This is a genomic window from Microbacterium sp. Y355, from assembly GCF_059445345.1.
This window is the reverse complement of the sequence record NZ_JCAIUD010000001.1, coordinates 1925429-1942048: the sequence shown is the minus strand read 5'-3', so window position 1 is coordinate 1942048 and position 16620 is coordinate 1925429. Positions and strand designations below refer to the sequence as shown.

At 63.9% G+C, this 16620-nt stretch carries 18 protein-coding genes; 9 read left to right on the top strand and 9 right to left on the bottom strand.

Annotation, left to right across the window (positions count from 1 at the left end):
* Nucleotides 1–35: 35 nt before the first annotated feature.
* Complete coding sequence (locus AC1C2O_RS09400; protein WP_495430169.1) at nucleotides 36–899, top strand: helix-turn-helix domain-containing protein; 864 nt, start codon at nucleotides 36–38, stop codon at nucleotides 897–899.
* Between the two features lie 35 nt (nucleotides 900–934).
* Here the strand turns inward: AC1C2O_RS09400 and AC1C2O_RS09395 are convergent, their stop codons facing one another.
* The 4 genes from AC1C2O_RS09395 to AC1C2O_RS09380 all read right to left on the bottom strand — a co-directional run bounded on the left by AC1C2O_RS09395 (nucleotide 935) and on the right by AC1C2O_RS09380 (nucleotide 5406).
* Nucleotides 935–1822 carry a carbohydrate ABC transporter permease gene (locus AC1C2O_RS09395; protein WP_495430168.1) on the bottom strand — a complete coding sequence of 296 codons (888 nt, stop codon included), beginning with the start codon at nucleotides 1820–1822 and terminating at the stop codon, nucleotides 935–937.
* On the bottom strand, nucleotides 1816–2742 hold the full coding sequence (locus AC1C2O_RS09390; RefSeq protein WP_495430167.1) for a carbohydrate ABC transporter permease: 927 nt from the start codon (nucleotides 2740–2742) through the stop codon (nucleotides 1816–1818). The genes AC1C2O_RS09395 and AC1C2O_RS09390 overlap by 7 nt, the downstream gene beginning before the upstream one ends.
* A gap of 89 nt (nucleotides 2743–2831) precedes the next feature.
* Entirely contained in the window at nucleotides 2832–4157 is a 1326-nt protein-coding gene (locus tag AC1C2O_RS09385; RefSeq protein WP_495430166.1) for an ABC transporter substrate-binding protein, read from the bottom strand.
* A gap of 205 nt (nucleotides 4158–4362) precedes the next feature.
* A complete protein-coding gene (locus AC1C2O_RS09380; RefSeq protein ID WP_495430165.1) occupies nucleotides 4363–5406 on the bottom strand; it encodes a zinc-dependent alcohol dehydrogenase family protein in 1044 nt (347 codons plus the stop codon).
* A gap of 63 nt (nucleotides 5407–5469) precedes the next feature.
* Between AC1C2O_RS09380 and AC1C2O_RS09375 the strand changes: the two genes are divergently transcribed.
* The 4 genes from AC1C2O_RS09375 to AC1C2O_RS09360 all read left to right on the top strand — a co-directional run bounded on the left by AC1C2O_RS09375 (nucleotide 5470) and on the right by AC1C2O_RS09360 (nucleotide 9607).
* Nucleotides 5470–7098, top strand: a complete 1629-nt coding sequence (locus AC1C2O_RS09375) for a sodium-dependent transporter (protein ID WP_495430164.1) — start codon at nucleotides 5470–5472, stop codon at nucleotides 7096–7098.
* Nucleotides 7095–7229: a methionine/alanine import family NSS transporter small subunit gene (locus tag AC1C2O_RS09370; protein WP_495430163.1), complete on the top strand. Its 135-nt coding sequence runs from the start codon at nucleotides 7095–7097 to the stop codon at nucleotides 7227–7229. Before AC1C2O_RS09375 ends, AC1C2O_RS09370 begins: the two co-directional genes overlap by 4 nt.
* A 69-nt stretch (nucleotides 7230–7298) precedes the next feature.
* The gene (locus AC1C2O_RS09365; RefSeq protein WP_495430162.1) at nucleotides 7299–8975 is read left to right on the top strand and encodes a CocE/NonD family hydrolase; all 1677 of its coding nucleotides are present in this window, start codon (nucleotides 7299–7301) and stop codon (nucleotides 8973–8975) included.
* Between the two features lie 65 nt (nucleotides 8976–9040).
* Complete coding sequence (locus tag AC1C2O_RS09360) at nucleotides 9041–9607, top strand: NADPH-dependent FMN reductase (RefSeq protein WP_495430161.1); 567 nt, start codon at nucleotides 9041–9043, stop codon at nucleotides 9605–9607.
* Between the two features lie 33 nt (nucleotides 9608–9640).
* Here AC1C2O_RS09360 and AC1C2O_RS09355 read toward each other — a convergent pair whose 3' ends face one another.
* Together AC1C2O_RS09355 and AC1C2O_RS09350 are read right to left on the bottom strand one after the other, a co-directional pair.
* A complete protein-coding gene (locus tag AC1C2O_RS09355; RefSeq protein WP_495430160.1) occupies nucleotides 9641–10153 on the bottom strand; it encodes a CinA family protein in 513 nt (170 codons plus the stop codon).
* 13 nt (nucleotides 10154–10166) lie between these two features.
* Nucleotides 10167–10589 carry a CBS domain-containing protein gene (locus AC1C2O_RS09350; RefSeq protein ID WP_495430159.1) on the bottom strand — a complete coding sequence of 141 codons (423 nt, stop codon included), beginning with the start codon at nucleotides 10587–10589 and terminating at the stop codon, nucleotides 10167–10169.
* Nucleotides 10590–10862: 273 nt separating this feature from the next.
* On the opposite strand from AC1C2O_RS09350, the gene AC1C2O_RS09345 reads away from it, so the two are divergent.
* Nucleotides 10863–11540, top strand: a complete 678-nt coding sequence (locus tag AC1C2O_RS09345; protein ID WP_495430158.1) for a DUF6766 family protein — start codon at nucleotides 10863–10865, stop codon at nucleotides 11538–11540.
* 7 nt (nucleotides 11541–11547) lie between these two features.
* Here AC1C2O_RS09345 and AC1C2O_RS09340 read toward each other — a convergent pair whose 3' ends face one another.
* Nucleotides 11548–12039 (bottom strand): hypothetical protein, encoded by a 492-nt coding sequence (locus tag AC1C2O_RS09340; protein WP_495430157.1) that lies wholly within the window; start codon nucleotides 12037–12039, stop codon nucleotides 11548–11550.
* Nucleotides 12040–12147: 108 nt separating this feature from the next.
* Nucleotides 12148–12483, bottom strand: coding sequence for a DUF7882 family protein (locus tag AC1C2O_RS09335; RefSeq protein ID WP_495430156.1), 336 nt, complete (start codon nucleotides 12481–12483; stop codon nucleotides 12148–12150).
* Between the two features lie 27 nt (nucleotides 12484–12510).
* On the opposite strand from AC1C2O_RS09335, the gene AC1C2O_RS09330 reads away from it, so the two are divergent.
* Nucleotides 12511–13764, top strand: coding sequence for an FAD-binding protein (locus AC1C2O_RS09330; RefSeq protein WP_495430155.1), 1254 nt, complete (start codon nucleotides 12511–12513; stop codon nucleotides 13762–13764).
* 17 nt (nucleotides 13765–13781) lie between these two features.
* On the opposite strand, the gene helR is transcribed toward AC1C2O_RS09330, so the two are convergent.
* A complete protein-coding gene (gene helR / locus AC1C2O_RS09325; protein WP_495430154.1) occupies nucleotides 13782–15920 on the bottom strand; it encodes an RNA polymerase recycling motor ATPase HelR in 2139 nt (712 codons plus the stop codon).
* Nucleotides 15921–16046: 126 nt separating this feature from the next.
* Between helR and AC1C2O_RS09320 the strand changes: the two genes are divergently transcribed.
* Together AC1C2O_RS09320 and AC1C2O_RS09315 are read left to right on the top strand one after the other, a co-directional pair.
* Entirely contained in the window at nucleotides 16047–16385 is a 339-nt protein-coding gene (locus tag AC1C2O_RS09320; RefSeq protein WP_495430153.1) for a DUF6804 family protein, read from the top strand.
* Nucleotides 16386–16436: 51 nt separating this feature from the next.
* Nucleotides 16437–16613, top strand: a complete 177-nt coding sequence (locus tag AC1C2O_RS09315; protein WP_495430152.1) for a hypothetical protein — start codon at nucleotides 16437–16439, stop codon at nucleotides 16611–16613.
* Nucleotides 16614–16620: the final 7 nt, after the last annotated feature.

Sequence of the window (16620 nt, the reverse complement as noted above, 5' to 3'; positions counted from 1 at the left end):
TGGACGTTTCTACTATCTCTGCCAGAATTGGCGGCATGGAGCGTCGTGATGGGTTCGACCGGCAGCGGTTGTGCGTTGTGCCGCGTCCCGCGATCGCGGAGGCCCTCGCGCAGCCGGTGACTCGACGGCTCGTGGTGACCGATGCTGGGTGGTTCCCAGAAGCGGCGGGGCATCTGCGTGTCAGGCAAGAAGGTGCCGAAGAAGCGATCGTGATCGTATGCACCGAAGGTAGCGGCTGGGTTGACGTCGGTCAGGGGCGGCATCGGGTGGGACCGGGCACGAGCGTGCTGATCCCGCGGCGGACTCCGCATTCCTACGGATCAGATGAGGGCCAGCCATGGACGATCTGGTGGTGCCATCTGCTCGGCAGTGATGTGGCGGACCACTGGGCAGCGATCGGCGTTGATCGTGGCCATCCCGTGGTATCTCTGCGTGCGCTCGAGCGAGTGACGGCGCTGATGGATGAGATAGTTTCCTCGCTTGAACGCGATCAGTCGCCTGCTCGCCTGCTCGCGACCGCTGGTATCGCTTGGCGACTGATGACCCAGTTCGCGGTGGATCGCAGGCTCCCTGAGCAGGGAGAACCGCTCGAGCGAGCTATGCGTTACCTCGAAGAGCGCGCCGATGGCAGTATTCGCGTCTCTGAACTCGCCCGCCTCATCGGCGTCTCCGCCTCGCACCTCGGTGCCCTTTTTCGGGGTGCCACCGGTGGGGGAGTTCTTGCGTACCACACGGGGCTCAAGATGGCGCGTGCTCGACGCTATCTCGACACCACATCAATGCATGTGTCTGAGATCGCGCGCCAGGTCGGCTATGAAGATCCGTTCTACTTCTCGCGTCAGTTCAGCCGGGTGCACGGGATGAGTCCGAGTGACTACCGCCTGCACAGCAAGGGCTAGTCGCTCGGACTCATCGTGTAATCGGGGCATACGGCTCAGCCCTTGGTGGCTCCTGCCGTGAGATCGGCCTTCCAGAAACGCTGCAGCGAGACCATCAATACGATCAGCAGGATCACCGAGACAGCTGACCCCGTGACGACCAGGGACGTGAATGCGGGGTCACGCTGGATCTGCGAGTTCCAAAGGGTGAGGCCAAGCGTGATGGGGAAGCGCTTCGTGTCACTCAGCATTACCAGTGGAAGCAGGTAGTTGTTCCAGATTGTCACGAACTGGAACAGGAAAATCGTGACGATCGCCGGAGTCATCATTCGCGTTGCGATGGCACCGAAGATGCGCAGATCGCCGGCGCCGTCGATGCGGGCTGCCTCGATGATCTCGTCGGGGACGGAGCCGCTCGCGTGGATGCGGGCGAGATAAACGCCGAACGGGCTCACCATGCTGGGAAGCAGCACGCTCCAATATGACCCTGTGAGCTGGACGGAGTTCAACAGGAAGTACAGCGGCAGGGCGATGACAGTGGCTGGAACCAGTACTCCACCGAGGATCGTCCAGAACAGTGCCTCCTTGCCCCGGAACGCGTATTTCGCAAAGGCATACCCCGCGGCGGTTGCAATGACCGTCGCGACGAGGGCGCCGCCGCCCGAGTAGAGGACACTGTTGAGGATCCAGATAGAGAAAGCGCCGCCATCCTGCGTAAACAGGTTGACGAGGTTCTGCCAGGCCTGGGGCGTATCGGAGAACCATAGCCCAAACGTCGAGTAGAGCTGGCTCGGTGATTTTGTCGCCGCGATCAGCACCCAGACGATGGGCAGCAGAAAGTAGATTGCGGCGACCACAAGCGCGGCGTTCACGAGGATTGCGCCTGCCGTACCGCCTGGACGAGGCAGCGATCGGCGGCGGGAGTGCGATTCGGTGGTTACCATGCGCGGTTCCCCTTCCGGTTCACGATACGGATGAACAGGGCCGAGAAAGCGAAGGCGAGGAGCGCCACGATGACGGCCATCGCCGCGGCGAGGTTGGGGTTCCCCTGTGAGAAGGCCTGGTTGTATGCGGCGAGGTTCGGAGTGAAGTCAGAGCTGATCGCAGTGGTGAGTGGTCGCAGGACGAGCGGTTCGACGAACAACTGCAACGTGCCGATGATCGTGAACAGCGTGATGAGCACGACGGAGGGCCGGATGAGGGGGAGCTTGATGTGCCAGATCATGTGCCATTCGCTTGCGCCGTCCAGGCGGGCAGCCTCGTAGAGTTCGGATGGAATGGCATCGAGCGCGGCGATCAGGATGAGCATGTTGTAGCCCGCGAAACCCCAGAGCGCGATGTTCGCGATCGCGAACAGCACCGCATCGCTCGAGAGCGGGTTCACGTCGATGCCGAAGTTTGACAGCACCTGCAGTACCGGGCTGGTTGCAGGCACATAGAGGAACCCCCACAGGAGCGCAGCGATCACCCCAGGAACCCCGTACGGCATGAAGTACGTGACGCGGAAGATCCGAGGAAAGCGCGCAGCGCCTGCACCGAGGAGTAGGGCAAGCGCGAGTGCTGTGACCACCATGAGGGGGACTTCGATCGCCGAGAAAGCAACCAGGCGGCCGAGGCTCGCAAGGAATGACGGGGTCGACAGTGCGCTGATGTAGTTGTCGAGGAAGACGAATTCGCGAGTTGGCGCGGTCAGACCGAGACCGCTCGACTTCTGGGCGAAGAGACTCTCGACGATCGCGTACACGATCGGAGCGATGAAGAACGCCACGAACATGATCATGAATGGCAGAAGCAGGATCCACAGAGCTGCGGGTGGACGCCGCCGGCGTGTTTGTTGGGTGGCTGGGGCGGCTATGGCCGACACGTTAACTCCTCGGTGTTGCTGAGCGGATGCCTCGGAGGATCCGCAGGTCGGATCGGGGTGAGTCGGAGGTTCGACCCACCCCGATGTCGTCAATCGGCGACGGAGATGCCCTTGTCCTTCATTGCGGCGACGAAGTCCTTCTGCGTCTGTACGAAAGCGTCCGAAAGCGGAGTGCCCTGTTCGACGCTGGACTTGACGTTGTCGGTCAGGCTGGCGAAAAGCGTCTGAGACAGCGGCGGCCAGACCCAATCCGAGTCCACCGACGCATCGGAGGTAGCAAAGACCTCCCAGATGTTCTGGCCACCGTAGAAGGCGAAGACCTCAGGATCGTCCTTCAAGCTGTCGACGGCGGCGAGGTCGGTGATTGCCGGCCAGCCGGCGCCGATGCTGGTGAGGGTGCTGACGCTCTCGGGGTCGCTGTTCAGCCATAGCGCGAATTCGGCAGCGGCTTCTGGGTGCTTTGAGCCCTTCAATACGACGTTCGCGGAGCCGCCGGCCCAGGTTGCAGAGACATTCTCGCCGGCGTTCCACTGCGGAACGGTGGACACTGCCCAAGAACCAGCAGTGTCGGGCGCAGTGCCGCGGACGATCGCATCGGCCCAGGAGCCAGAGATCCAGGTGACGACGTTGCCGTTCTGGATATCTGCGTTCCACTCGCTGGACATATCGGCCTCAATCTTGACGAGATCCTCGTCGATGAGCTTCTGCCAGTAGTCGGCTACTTTCAATGTCGCCTCGTCATCGATCGCGATACCCCAGGCATCGCCTTCGGGGCTGAACCACTTGCCGCCGCCCTGCTGCGAGAGACCGATCAACCACGGGGCCTGGTTGAACGCGAACGCCGCGATGTAGCGGTTGGGATCAGATGCGCGGATTACCTTCGCGGCCTCGTAGTACTCATCCCATGTGGATGGAGCCTCGAGACCGAGCTCATCGAAGATATCTTGGCGATAGAACTGACCGAGCGGTCCTGATGCCTGGGGGATCGAGTACACGCGGTCGTCGAAGACGCCCGTCTGCCACTGCCAGTCGGTGAAGAGGTCTGCGGAGTCGCTGACGTAGTCGGTGATGTCTTCGACCGCACCGTTGACAAGGAACTCGGGGATCGCGTCGTAACCGACCTGCGCGACATCAGCGGGATTGCCCGCCTGCACGGCCGAGAACATCTTCGCGTAGCCGCCGTCGGGGCCAGCTGTGATGGTCTCGAGGGTGACGTGAATATCGTCGTGCGCTTCATTGAACGCATCGACGGCGCGGTCGATGTTCGGAACCCAGGACTGGAATGTGAGTTCGACCGGACCTTCAGCGGTGCCGCTGCTGGCCCCAGCGCCGCAGGCGGTGAGGGCGAGTGCGGCCGCGAGAGTGCCGGCCGCGGTGGCCGATACGCGGGTGCCACGGCGGTGACGTTGCGACATGGTGAATGCTCCTTTGCAAGCGGGGTTTAGTGATGGTGCGGATGCGACCCTACGCGTGGTCCACACGGTTGAGCCATGGGCGATCTGGACGCCCGGCCTGGACATTTCGATGATGATCCAGAGAAGAACGTCCCGAAGGCGTCGGCACCAAAACGCGCACGTGGCGCAAAGCCAGGAGTCTGGATAACCGGCGACGTCATCGTCGCTATGGACGAGCAACCACGATCCCCGGCGTCAACGCAGCCGAGTCCATCGCCATGAGCGCCTCTGCGGCGCCGTGCAGATCAGTGAGACTGCCAATCAACGCATCCGGGTTCAGGCGACCGTCTTCGATCATTGACATCATCGCCGGGTAGTCGGATGCCGGCATCCCGTGTGAACCCATGACCGACAGTTCCCAGGCGATCACTCGGTCCCAGGGGAGCGCGGCGTTCGCGGCAGCACCGAGCATGAGCCCCACCTGCACATGCCGTCCGCGTCGCCGGAGACTTCGAACCGCCGCGTTCGCCGTAGCAGGAGAACCCAGCGCATCGATGGTCGCGTGCGCGCCGCCGCCGGTCGCACGCACGACATCAGCGACGGGATCGGCGGCCTGCTCTGCGGCGACCTGCACCACCTCAGCGGCTCCGAGTCGCCGCGCCTGATCGAGTGCGGCTTCCGACACGTCGATCGCGGTGACGCGGGCACCAAGTGCGACGGCGATTGTGATCGCAGAAAGGCCGACGCCGCCGCATCCGAACACGGCGACCTCATCGCCGGGGCCGACCTGCGCGTGAACGGTCACGGCCCGGAACGCGGTAGCAAATCGGCACCCAAGCGCGGCCGCCGTTGTGAAGTCGAGCGCCGCCGGCAGCGCGACCAGGTTCAGATCGGCGGCGTGCACGACGACGTACTCGGCGAATGAGCCCGCGTGCGTGAAGCCAGGCTGTGTCTGGTTCGGGCATACGTGTGCGTCACCGCGTCGACAAGTGTCGCAGTCGCCGCAGCCGTTGACGAACGGCGCAGTGACGCGGTCTCCGACGTGCCAGTTCTTTACCTGGCGCCCGATTTCGGCGATGGTGCCCGCGAACTCGTGGCCAGGGATATGTGGCAACGACACAGGGTCGTGCCCGCGCCAGGCGTGCCAATCGGAACGGCACACCCCCGTCGCGCCGACCCGGATCACTACGCCGTTCGGCGGGCACTCGGGAGCGGGGACTTCGACGACGCGTGGTGTCGCACCGATCGCATCGAACATGACTGCCTGCATTCGTCCAGTATCGGGGCGAATTGGTTCCTGACAGAACTTCCCGTCTCGGGTAATGTCACCAGCATGGCGACCGCATCGACGCAGACCCAAAAACGCGAGGCCTTCGGCTCGCGCAACGTCTTCATCCTCTCGGCCATCGGCTCTGCCGTCGGCCTCGGAAACATCTGGCGCTTTCCGTACGTCGCGTACGAGGGCGGCGGTGGGGCGTTCCTGATCCCATACCTGTGCGCGCTGTTGACCGCAGGCATTCCGCTGCTGTTCTTCGACTACGCGATCGGCCACCGGTTCCGCGGCTCGGCGCCGCTGGCCTTCCGGCGCATGCACCGTGCTGCCGAACCGCTCGGGTGGTGGCAGGTGCTGATCTGCGTCGTCATCTCGGTCTACTACGCCGTCATCATCGCCTGGGCAGCGATGTACACCTGGTTCTCGGCACAGCTCACCTGGGGTCCTGGCAACGAAAACGACTTCTTCTTCACCGACTTCCTGCAGATGGCAGATGTCGCAGAGGTCGGAGTCTCTACCGACTTCGTGCCTCAGGTAGGCATCCCGCTGATCATCGTCTGGCTGGTCGTCATCGTGATCATGGCGCTCGGTGTCAAGCGCGGAATCGGGCGGGCGAACATGATCCTCATGCCGCTGCTCACCGTGATGTTCGCGATCCTCGTCGTCCAGTCGCTGTTCCTCCCCGGCGCTATGGAGGGCCTCAACGCCTTCTTCACTCCGAACTGGGAGGCGCTGGCCAACCCGGCCGTGTGGGCCTCCGCCTACGGGCACATCTTCTTCTCGCTGTCTGTCGCGTTCGGCATCATGGTGACGTACTCCTCGTACCTCAAGCGCAAGACCGACCTCACCGGCTCGGGTCTGGTCGTCGCATTCGCCAACTCTGGGTTCGAGATCCTTGCCGGCATCGGGGTGTTCGCAGCCCTCGGGTTCATGGCTCAGGCGCAGGGCACAGATGTGGCAGGAGTCGCGTCTTCCGGCATCGGGCTCGCGTTCATCGCATTCCCGACGATCGTCTCGCAGGCCGCCGGCGGTTCGATCATCGGCGTGCTGTTCTTCGGGGCGCTGGTCTTTGCCGGCATCACCTCGCTCATCTCCATCCTCGAAGTGATCGTCGCAGCCCTTCAGGACAAGCTCGGCTGGGGACGCATCCGCACCACCCTCACCGTGGCGATTCCGCTCGCGGTCATATCGATGGCACTGTTCTCGACGACGACCGCGCTGGCAGTGCTCGACACGGCGGATGCCTTCGTCAACGCCTTCGGCATCATGGCGGTCGCTCTCGTGGCTGTCATCGTCGTGGCGTGGTTGTTGCACAAACTGCCCGCACTGCAAGAGCACCTGAACCGTCGCTCCAGTTTCCGCGTCGGACGCATCTGGCGTCTACTGATCGGCATCCTCGGCCCGATCGTGCTGGGCTACCTGTTCATCAGCGAACTGATCGCAAAGATCTCGAACCCCTACGAGGGCTACCCGATCTGGTTCCTCTCGATCTTCGGCTGGGGCATGGTGATCTCGCTGGTCATCGGAGGCATCCTGCTTTCGCTCGTGCCGTGGCGCGCACGCTCGCACGCGAAGGACGACCCGGACTACGACGAGTTCCTCGACGTAGAAAAATACGACCCCGATCCGGAGACCGACACGATCAGGGTGCCGTCGACGACGGCTCACGCGAAGGGAACGGACGCATGACCGCCACAGCCATCGTCTTCATGATCATCGCCATGATCACGGTCTGGGGTGGACTGATCGCCGCGATCGTGAACCTTGCACGCCACCCCGAGGTGGCTGAGTCGGAGCCTGCTCCGCCCGTCGAGCTCTGACGCACGGCACGGGAGCGGGGGCCTTCGCCGTTACCCTGAGGCTGAGGAACCCGACCGCAAGGAGGCGGAATGACCCTGCGTCAGAAGATCACCCGTGCCATGGATGCCAGAGCTGTCAAAGACATAGCTCTCGGCCCACATGAAATCGATATCCGCAAGGACGTTCGTGTCCCGATGGATGACGGCGTCGAGTTGCTCGCCGATCTGATTGTGCCGAAAGGCGCCGACGCATCAATGCCCACAATCGTGATGCGCAGTCCGTACGGGCGACGCGGATTGATGGCTGGCAGCGCACGACGCCTGGCCTATGAGGGATGCACGGTGCTCGTGCAGAGCTGTCGGGGCACCTCGGGATCCGAGGGGAAGTTCCACCCACAGGTGGACGAACAGCGCGACGGGATTGCCACTCACCGCTGGGTGCGCCAGCAGCCGTGGTTCACCGGGCGTCTGGCGACATTCGGCCAGAGCTACCTCGGGTACACCCAGTGGGCCGTAGCCGGAAAACTGCAACGCGACGAACCGGAGACCGCACCTGAGGCGCTGGTGCTCCAGGTCACGATGCCCGACTTCGGTGCCATCACCTGGGACAACAACGCATTCTCACTGCGCAATGCGCTGGGGTGGACGCGCATGATGCGCCGCATGCGTAAGGGCGGAATCGGCATGCTGGCAATGTTGCTCCCCGATCGCAAGCTGGAGAAGGGGTTCGCCACCCTTCCGCTGGGGGACGGCGATGTTGTCGCCACCGGGGAACAGGTGGACTGGTATCAGGATTGGGTGCGGCACGAGAAGCTCACTGACGAATACTGGACGCAGCAGTCGCACACGGCATCCGTCGCCGACGTCACTGCTCCGGTGCTCATGGTCACCGGCTGGTACGACATCTTCCTGCCCTGGCAGCTGCGCAATTACGCGCAGCTCGTCGAGGCCGGTAATCCGCCGGTGTTGACCGTCGGGCCGTGGGGCCACACCAGCGCGGGAATGGGAGCGCCGATGCACGATGACACCGTGGCGTTTCTGAAGGATACGTTCGCGGGAGCGCGCTCGGCGCGCACGACTCCCGTGCGCGCCTATCTCACCGGCGCGGATGAATGGCATGATCTGCAGAACTGGCCACCGGTGGGATCCGCCGCGCAGACGTGGCACCTGCACGACGGCGGAAAGCTGTCGACGGATGCCGCGGCAGGCGGTACCACCCGCTATCAATACGACCCGGATGCTCCCACACCCGCGGTGGGCGGGCCGAGCCTCACGCCGGACACGCTGCCCAAGGACAACCGTGCGCACGAAGAGCGGAGCGATGTCGTGGTGTTCAGTGGCGACGCACTAGGGTCGGCCGTGACGCTTGCCGGCACGCCGGTCGCACGTATCCGCTTCCGCTCCTCTCAGCCCTCATACGACGTATTCGTGCGCATCACCGACATCGCCCCCGACGGGCAGGCGCTGACGGTGAGCGACGGCATCCGGCGCATCGGCAGCGCCGGAAGCGCCGCCACCGATCCCGCCCCTGATGCAGACGACTATCGCGAGGTCGAGGTGCCGCTGTGGCCGGTGTTCCATAGGTACGCCGCCGGACATCGCATCGGCGTGCAGGTGAGCTCAGGAGCGCACCCGAGATACGCCCGCAACCCCGGATCAGCGGAACCAGGGTTCACTGCCGTCTCCGCCGGGATCGCCGATCAGGAGATCTCGCACGCGGGACCGCACGCTTCGCGCGTCGAGCTGCCGGTATGGGTTGTGATCTAGGAGGGCCTTCCGCTGGCAGCATCCGCGGCGCACACTGGTCACGTCAGCCAACGTGAGGAGCAGTCATGTCGTACAAGGTCGGGTACTTCGTCGGAAGCCTGTCGTCCACCTCGATCAACCGCGTGCTGTCGAAGGCGCTGATCAGTGTGGCGCCGGATGATCTTGAGTTCACCGAGATCCCGATCGGTGATTTGCCCCTGTACAGCCCCGACCACGACGCGGACTACCCGGCCGAGGCTCGCGCGCTCAAGGACGCGATCGCGGCCAGCGATGCGGTGCTGTTCGTCACACCCGAGTACAACCGGTCGATCCCCGGTGCGCTGAAGAACGCGATCGATTGGGCCTCACGCCCGTGGGGTCAGAACTCCTTCGATCACATGCCGGCGGCCGTGATCGGAGCATCCATCGGCGTCATCGGCACGGCCGTCGCGCAACAGAGCCTGCGTGCCGTGCTCGCGTTCTGCAACGCCCGTCAGATGACTGCTCCCGAGGCGTACATCCACTTCACAAAAGAGGTTTTCCAGGACGACGGGACGATTACGAAGCCTGACACGGAAGACTTCCTTCGCGCGTACATGGCTGAGTATCGCGAACACATCCAGCGCGTGCTGACGGTGCTGCCGCGGCAGTAGTTCAACGCGGCGATAGTTCAACGCGGAAGTAGCTCAAGATGCGGCGGATGCGCCGACATGCTCCTGCCGATGGAAGTCTTCGGAACGGGCCACGAGCAAGTGGACGGCTGCATCCACTGCGCCGGCGAGCACTTGGGTGGGATCGCCCACCAACTGCAGGTGGAGATGTCCGCTGACGTGATCCATCGCCCAGCCCAGATATACCGTTCCTGCACCATGGCCGTCTTCTGGATCCGGTCCGCCGACGCCGGTGGTCGAGATGCAGAGGTCGGCCGCGAACAGATCCAGGCCGCCGCGGGCCAGTTGTGCCGCACAATCCGCGGAACAGGGATCGACGTCTGCTGTGACCCCCAGTAGATGCTGCTTGACATCGGTCATGTAGGCGACGATGCCGCCGGCGAACCAATCACTGGCATCCTTGCCGGCGCCTACAGCCTGAGCGAGCGCACCAGAGGTGAGCGATTCGACCACCGCGATGCGAAGCTCGCGTGTGCGAGCCAACTGGCTGAGACGGTCGATGTCGTTTCCGGGTTGCTGGGGTATCACGATGTTCTCTCTTCTAGTTTGATCTCTGCGAGATGCTCTCAACCGTGACCCCGGTCACTTCCGGCGCCAGTGCCCGCGCCACATCAGCCTGGCTGACGATTCCAACGAGAAGGTGATCCTCGATCACCGGAAGACGCCGCACCTGGTGCTTTTGCATCCGCGCCAGCGCGACGGTCACATCGTCAGACGCCTCGACGGTCACCGGTTTGCCACCAGCCAGCGCGCGCGAGGGTGTGGTTTCCGGATCGAGGCCTTCCGCTACCGCTTTGACCACGATGTCGCGATCGGTGAGCATCCCCTTCAGCTTTCGGTCTTCGCCGCAGATGGGTAGGGCGCCGATATCCAACTCGGCCATCAGAGCTGCGGCGATGCTGAGGGAGTCGTTTTCACCGATGCATCGCGGCGAAGGCGTCATGATTTCGCGTGTGAGCGTCATGGGTTTTTTCCTCTCCTATTGATTTTGTCTGTGACTGAACGATAAGGTTCCGCCTCGAACGCTCACAGGGGGTTGACACCGACGCACGCGCACGTCAATCCCCTGGTTTTCTTGTTCATGAAGCCAGAGGCTGGCGGTATCGAAAATTGGAGGGGTCATGTCGAAACCTGCCCGCGACACCATCGGGATGCGTAGCGCCTTCTGGATCTGGACGGTGATCATCGCCGGCGGTCTGGCATACATGATCGCCACAGCGCTGGGAGGGCGCTGATCATGCGTCGAGCATTGCGCGACAACGGACTCAGCCTGTTCTTTCTGGTGCTCTTCGTGCTCGCGCTGGTCGGGCAGTCGCTGGCCGGGTACGCGCGCAACAACGAAGAGTTGACGCAGCACGGTCAGGTGACACTGGACTTTTGGACATTCGTCACCTCGAGCGATTTCCTGGTGGATGTCGCAGAGAACTGGCAATCCGAGTTCCTGCAGTTCTTCTTGTTCATCGCGGCAACCGTCTGGTTCGTGCAACGCGGATCACCAGAGTCGAAGAAGCCTGGTGACGAGGGTGCGGGCAGCGACGAGGACCAGCATGTCGGCGCTCACGCCGATGCCGGATCCCCACGCTGGGCGAAGGCAGGCGGCTGGCGCACGATGATCTACGGAAACTCGCTGCTGCTGGTGATGGGAGCGATTTTCCTGCTGTCGTGGTTCGCTCAATCGCTGAGCGGGGTGATCGTTGCCAATAAGGAGAACGCGTGGCACGACCAGCCGCCGATCGGTTGGATCGACTACGTCGTCAGCGCCGATTTCTGGGACCGAACTCTGCAGAACTGGCAGTCGGAGTTCCTCGCCGTTGGCACGATGGTCGCGTTCGCGATCTATCTGCGACAGCGTGGCAGCGCTGAATCGAAGCCAGTCGGCGCCCCGCACAACATTTCGGCGTGGGAGTCGGAATGAGCGGCGATCAACCGTCCTTCACCTCGAACTCTTCGTCAGGAACGTCGTCCTCACCCTGACGGTAATCTGGCCGTGCCGGCTGCGGGGCCTGATCATCCAACTCGCCACCTTCTCGGCCGCCGAACGGTCGTCCGTGGTCAGCGAATTCTTCTCGTCCGAAAACGAGCGTCCATGGTCCGGCTGTGAAGTGTGCTCCAGTGCGAAGAATCTCTGTCTGCTCGCCAGGTCCGGTTTCTGCGGCGTGCGGGCTGGCGTTCATCTCGCCTGCACCGTGCAAAGTGAGAACGTATTCGTCGCGCTCGTCGTGGACGATCGTCGCGTGCACCGGATCGGTCTCCGTTAACTGAAGCTCGTTGCCGTCAGCAGCGCCGATGCGCACGGTGTCCATCGTGAGGTGGAACACTAAGCGGTCGTCGTTACGCGTGATGCGCAGATGCGGATCGCCAGCACCCCATTCCGCGTGCGTTGTCGTCGGTTGATATCCCTGCGGGTCAGTCATGATTATCTGCCCTTCCATTGGAGCCGCTGTGATCTCACGTTGCGTTGACGATACGCGCTCAGATGGCGGATGCCGAGGGGGTTGACCACATTTCGCCCCTGTGCCAACTCAGGTGCGGCGCGGCGGTTTCCCCTGGGGAGTGCAGAGCATATCTTCGGTGACTATCGTGATTCCGCCGCTGGTATTGGCTGAGTTCGCCATCGCCGTTATCCACGCGGACATGAGTTCGGGAGGCTCAGCCGAATCGAACACGAAACGCAGCGGAATGGAGGGGTGCAGCCAGATCGTCGAACGACCGGGCGCATCGCCCTCCGGATGCTTCCAGGAGAGAGTGAAGCTCTCATTCCGGCGGAGCTTCGTTGCGATCACCACCTTGAGATGCGCGAGCGCACGATCTTCGATGTGGATCGGGTCAGCGGCCCCGCCGTAATACATCATCCCCATAGACATACGCTACGCCATGATGGACGAATGGCACTGAACAACTGGGCAGGCAATGTCGTCTTCACCCCCGCGGACGTCCTGCGTCCGGCAGACCTTCCCGAGGCACAGCAGCTGATCGCGACAGCGTCGAAGATCAGAGCGCTCGGTACCCGCCATTCCTTCAACGACATCGCGGATGCCGCGCAGCTCATTTCGCTGAGCGAAATTTCCCTGCCGTTCGAGCTGGACGAGGTCTCGCGCACTGTCACTGTCCCCGGTTCCGCTCCTTACGGCGGCGTCGCCGCTTTCTTGCAGGAGCGCGGCTGGGCGTTGCACAACCTCGGCTCGCTGCCACACATTTCGGTGGCGGGCGCCACAGCCACGGCGACGCACGGCTCCGGCGACGGCAACGGCGTGCTCTCCACTGCCGTGCGTGGCATTGAGCGCATCGGCGCCGATGGCGAACTGAGTTGGGTGCGCGCAGGCGATCCTGACTTCGACGGCAGCATCGTCGCGCTCGGCGCGCTGGGCGTCATCACCCGGATGATTCTCGCGATCGAGCCGACCTACGACATCACGCAGCAGGTATACACCGGAGTCGCCTGGGACACGTTCCTCAACGAATTCGACGAGATCATGAGCGGTGCCTACAGCGTCAGCGGATTGGGTCGCTGGAGCGCCCCGACCCTGTCGACACTGTGGTTCAAGAACCGGAGCGATGGGGCGGATGCTGCGGCGAACCGTTTCGGGGGCGAACGCGTCACGGCCGATGTCCATGCCGTCATCGATGGCGACGCACCTGACGACAACATGACTCCGCTCGGCACCAGTGGAGCGTGGTCGAGCAGGCTCGCCCACTTCCGTTTCGACCGCGCACCCAGCGCCGGAGGCAACGAGATCCAGTCTGAGTTCTTCGTGCCGCGGGCTCAGGCGGTTGACGCGCTGCGTGCCATCCGCCCGCTCGGAGACCGTATCGACCCGCTGCTGCACGTCAGCGAGTTCCGCACGTTCGCTGGCGACGACCTCTGGCTCAGCGGAGGAGAGGGTGGCCCGCGCGTCGCCATCCATTTCACCTGGCATCAGCGCCCGGCCGAGGTCGCCGCGCTCCTCCCTGACATCGAAGCAGCGCTCGCACCGTTCACACCGCGCGCGCACTGGGGCAAGGTCTACAGTCGTGGATTCGATCAGGCAGCGGCATTCAGGCGGCTACCTGATTTCGCAGCACTCGCGGCGCGCGTCGACCCGGATGGCAAGTTCCGCAATGCGCATCTGGACAGAGTGCTCGGGGATGCGCACAGCTGACACTGCGGCGAACTAATTCAGTTCAGCATCACCAGCTCGCGCGTCGAGCGGGTCATCGCCACGTAGCGGTCCACTGCGCCCTCGATGCCATCGCCGAACGCCTCGGGTTCGACGAGCACGACCAGGTCGAATTCCAGCCCCTTCGACAGCTCCGGCGTCAGTGACCGAACACGATCCTTCCCCGCGAAGCTCGAATCCCCGATGACGCAGGCGGTGCCATCAGCGTTCGCGGCGAGCCACGATTCGATGATCGCGTCGCGTTCGCGCGGACGCGCGTACCGCACCGGGATGCCGCTCGTACGCACCGAAGTCGGTACGTTCGCATCGGGTAGGACTGCGCGAATCACCGGTTCGGCTTCGGACATGATCTCCTCCGGCGTGCGGTAGTTCACGGTGAGTGCGGCGATGTGCACGTCCTTGAGCCCCGCGTGCTCGAGCCGCTGCTGCCATGACTCGGTGAACCCATGTCTTGCTTGGGCGCGATCGCCGACGATCGTGAAGCTACGCGAAGGACAGCGACTCAACAGCATCCGCCATTCGGCATCCGTCAGCTCCTGCGCTTCGTCGACGATGATGTGCGCGAATGGGCCCGCGAGCAGGTCGCGACTCATCCTCGGCAACGCATCGTCATCATCGAGACTGTTCTGCACGTCCTCTCCGCGCAGCATCGACATGAGCCCCATATCGTCGTCGGACGCCTCCACGAGATAGTCGGCGACGCTCGCCCGGTACTCCCGCTCCTCAGCCTTCGCCCGCTCGCGCTCGCGGCGGGAGCGTGAGGCGTTCGGGTCGCCCACCAGGTGCCTGGCCGCATCAAGAAGGGGCAGGTCGGATGCCGTCCACGCTCCGGCATCCTCGCGCTGCAGCATCCGCACTTCGTTCTCGGTCAACCATGGTGCGCACCTGCGCAGGAATCCGGGATTGCTCCAGAGCGCCGAGACGAGCCCGAGCGGGTCGAGCAGCGGCCATGCACGGTTGAAGGTCTGGGTGAGCGCTTCGTCCTGAGCGAGCACTCGACGCAGCTGCGCACGAGGGATCTGCTCCTCGAAGCGGTCGAGCACGATCTCCAGCAGCGCGTTCCACACCTCGTCGCGGGCGTCGTTGTGCGCAGCGCCGGGCTCGGCATCGAACGCCTCCTCCCAGTCGCCCGCTCGCACGCGCAGGTCGATCCATGGCGTCTCGACCACCGTGCCTCGCTCGGGCGGGCGCTCGTAGAGACGCACGGCCGACTCCACCGCATCGATGAGCCGCCCGGATGCCTTCAACCGGGCGACGGTCGGATCGGCTTCCCGGGGAGCAGCCGATCCTTCAGGCACGAGGTCGCGCAGCGTGCAGGTCTGCACACGGTCTTCGCCGAGACTCGGCAACACGTCGTCGACGTAGGCGAGGTAGGGCTGGTGAGGGCCGACGACCAGCACTCCGCCACCGCTGCCGCGTGAGATGCGGCTGTCGGAGTACAGCAGGTAAGCGGCACGGTGCAGCGCGACGACCGTCTTTCCCGTTCCTGGCCCGCCGTCCACGACCAGTGTTCCTTCGGACCCTGCGCGAATGATCGCATCCTGATCGGCTTGAATCGTCGCCAGCACATCTCGCATGCGAGGGGAGCGGGAGCTTCCGAGGCTGGCGATGAAGCTCGACTGATCATCGAGCGCGCCGCCATCCGCCAGCGCCTCGGCAGTGAATGCCTCGTCCCAGTAGTCGCTGATGCGTCCGCTCGCCCAGCGGTAGCGACGACGGCTGATCAGCCCCATCGGCTCGGCGTGTGTCGCGCCGAAAAAAGGTTCAGCCGCCGGCGCGCGCCAGTCGACGAGCAGCTGACGCCCGTCTTCACCGGTGAGCCCGAGCCTGCCGATATAAATATGCTCACCGCGGCCTGTGACCATGCGGCCGAGGCACATGTCGATGCCATACCGGCGCAACATCGTGAGTCGGGCGTTCAGTCGATGGATCTCGAGGTCGCGCTCGACGGCAGCGCCGCCGACCCCAGGGGGTGTGGTGAGCGCGCGGTCAAGACGAGCGGAGGCCTCGGCAAGGCTGCGGCGGAGGGTCTCTGCGATCGCGGTGAAGTGCTCATCGTCTGCGGCGATCAAGGTGGGTGTGGCCTTGGCGACGAGCTGCTCTGAGAGGTGGAAAGCGCTGGTGGTGTGCTGAATCACGGTGCTCCGTTCGATCGTGCGGCCGGGCTACTCAGACCGCACGATCGACCAGTATGCGCCCTCTAGGGGGCCTTGCCACAAGCCCCCACCTCGCCGGTAAACTGGAAGTGCGGGAAGATGGAAGACATGACTTCCTCCGCCCCGCAGACGCAGCGCAACGCCCTCGCACCCGGCCTGCTCGCGGCGATTGCACTTTTCCTCTCGCCCCTGTTCCCCGAGGGAACCGTCGCGACGGTGATCCTCTACCTCGTCGCGATCCTCGCGGTCATCGTCGCGTGGTTCGCGTTCACGGCAGGGCAGTGGTGGTGGAGCATCGTCTTCGTCGTCGTCGCGGTGATCTGGAATCCGATCTTTCCGTTCGGCTTCAGCGGTTGGGTGTGGACGGTCGCGCACTTCGTCGCGGCGCTCGCGTTCATCACGGCCGGGGCGCTGGTCAAGAACGAGCGGACCATTCCCGCGGCGTGACCTCGCACAAACCTATGGCGCATCAGCCGGATCCGGCGTAGCGTCCCGAATATGGACGAACGCCGACCCGAGCTCCCTGAGGAAATTCGCCCCGAAAAATCCGCGAGGTCGAAACAGGAGTCTGCGCCGCTGGGTGGCGACGAGACGACCGAGGAACAGCTCGACGCTGACAATGCGGTCGAAGAGGACATGCTGAAGACCCTCAACCCCGACGACGCACCCGCCTGAGCGACTG

Excerpts from the sequence above, each read along its gene's own strand:
- AC1C2O_RS09400 (WP_495430169.1), top strand. The coding sequence starts at position 36 with ATGGAGCGTCGTGATGGGTTCGACCGGCAGCGGTTGTGCGTTGTGCCG.
- AC1C2O_RS09395 (WP_495430168.1), bottom strand. The coding sequence starts at position 1,822 with ATGGTAACCACCGAATCGCACTCCCGCCGCCGATCGCTGCCTCGTCCA.
- AC1C2O_RS09385 (WP_495430166.1), bottom strand. The coding sequence starts at position 4,157 with ATGTCGCAACGTCACCGCCGTGGCACCCGCGTATCGGCCACCGCGGCC.
- AC1C2O_RS09380 (WP_495430165.1), bottom strand. The coding sequence starts at position 5,406 with ATGCAGGCAGTCATGTTCGATGCGATCGGTGCGACACCACGCGTCGTC.
- AC1C2O_RS09375 (WP_495430164.1), top strand. The coding sequence starts at position 5,470 with ATGGCGACCGCATCGACGCAGACCCAAAAACGCGAGGCCTTCGGCTCG.
- AC1C2O_RS09370 (WP_495430163.1), top strand. The coding sequence starts at position 7,095 with ATGACCGCCACAGCCATCGTCTTCATGATCATCGCCATGATCACGGTC.
- AC1C2O_RS09365 (WP_495430162.1), top strand. The coding sequence starts at position 7,299 with ATGACCCTGCGTCAGAAGATCACCCGTGCCATGGATGCCAGAGCTGTC.
- AC1C2O_RS09360 (WP_495430161.1), top strand. The coding sequence starts at position 9,041 with ATGTCGTACAAGGTCGGGTACTTCGTCGGAAGCCTGTCGTCCACCTCG.
- AC1C2O_RS09350 (WP_495430159.1), bottom strand. The coding sequence starts at position 10,589 with ATGACGCTCACACGCGAAATCATGACGCCTTCGCCGCGATGCATCGGT.
- AC1C2O_RS09345 (WP_495430158.1), top strand. The coding sequence starts at position 10,863 with ATGCGTCGAGCATTGCGCGACAACGGACTCAGCCTGTTCTTTCTGGTG.
- AC1C2O_RS09340 (WP_495430157.1), bottom strand. The coding sequence starts at position 12,039 with ATGACTGACCCGCAGGGATATCAACCGACGACAACGCACGCGGAATGG.
- AC1C2O_RS09335 (WP_495430156.1), bottom strand. The coding sequence starts at position 12,483 with ATGGGGATGATGTATTACGGCGGGGCCGCTGACCCGATCCACATCGAA.
- AC1C2O_RS09330 (WP_495430155.1), top strand. The coding sequence starts at position 12,511 with ATGGCACTGAACAACTGGGCAGGCAATGTCGTCTTCACCCCCGCGGAC.
- AC1C2O_RS09320 (WP_495430153.1), top strand. The coding sequence starts at position 16,047 with ATGACTTCCTCCGCCCCGCAGACGCAGCGCAACGCCCTCGCACCCGGC.
- AC1C2O_RS09315 (WP_495430152.1), top strand. The coding sequence starts at position 16,437 with ATGGACGAACGCCGACCCGAGCTCCCTGAGGAAATTCGCCCCGAAAAA.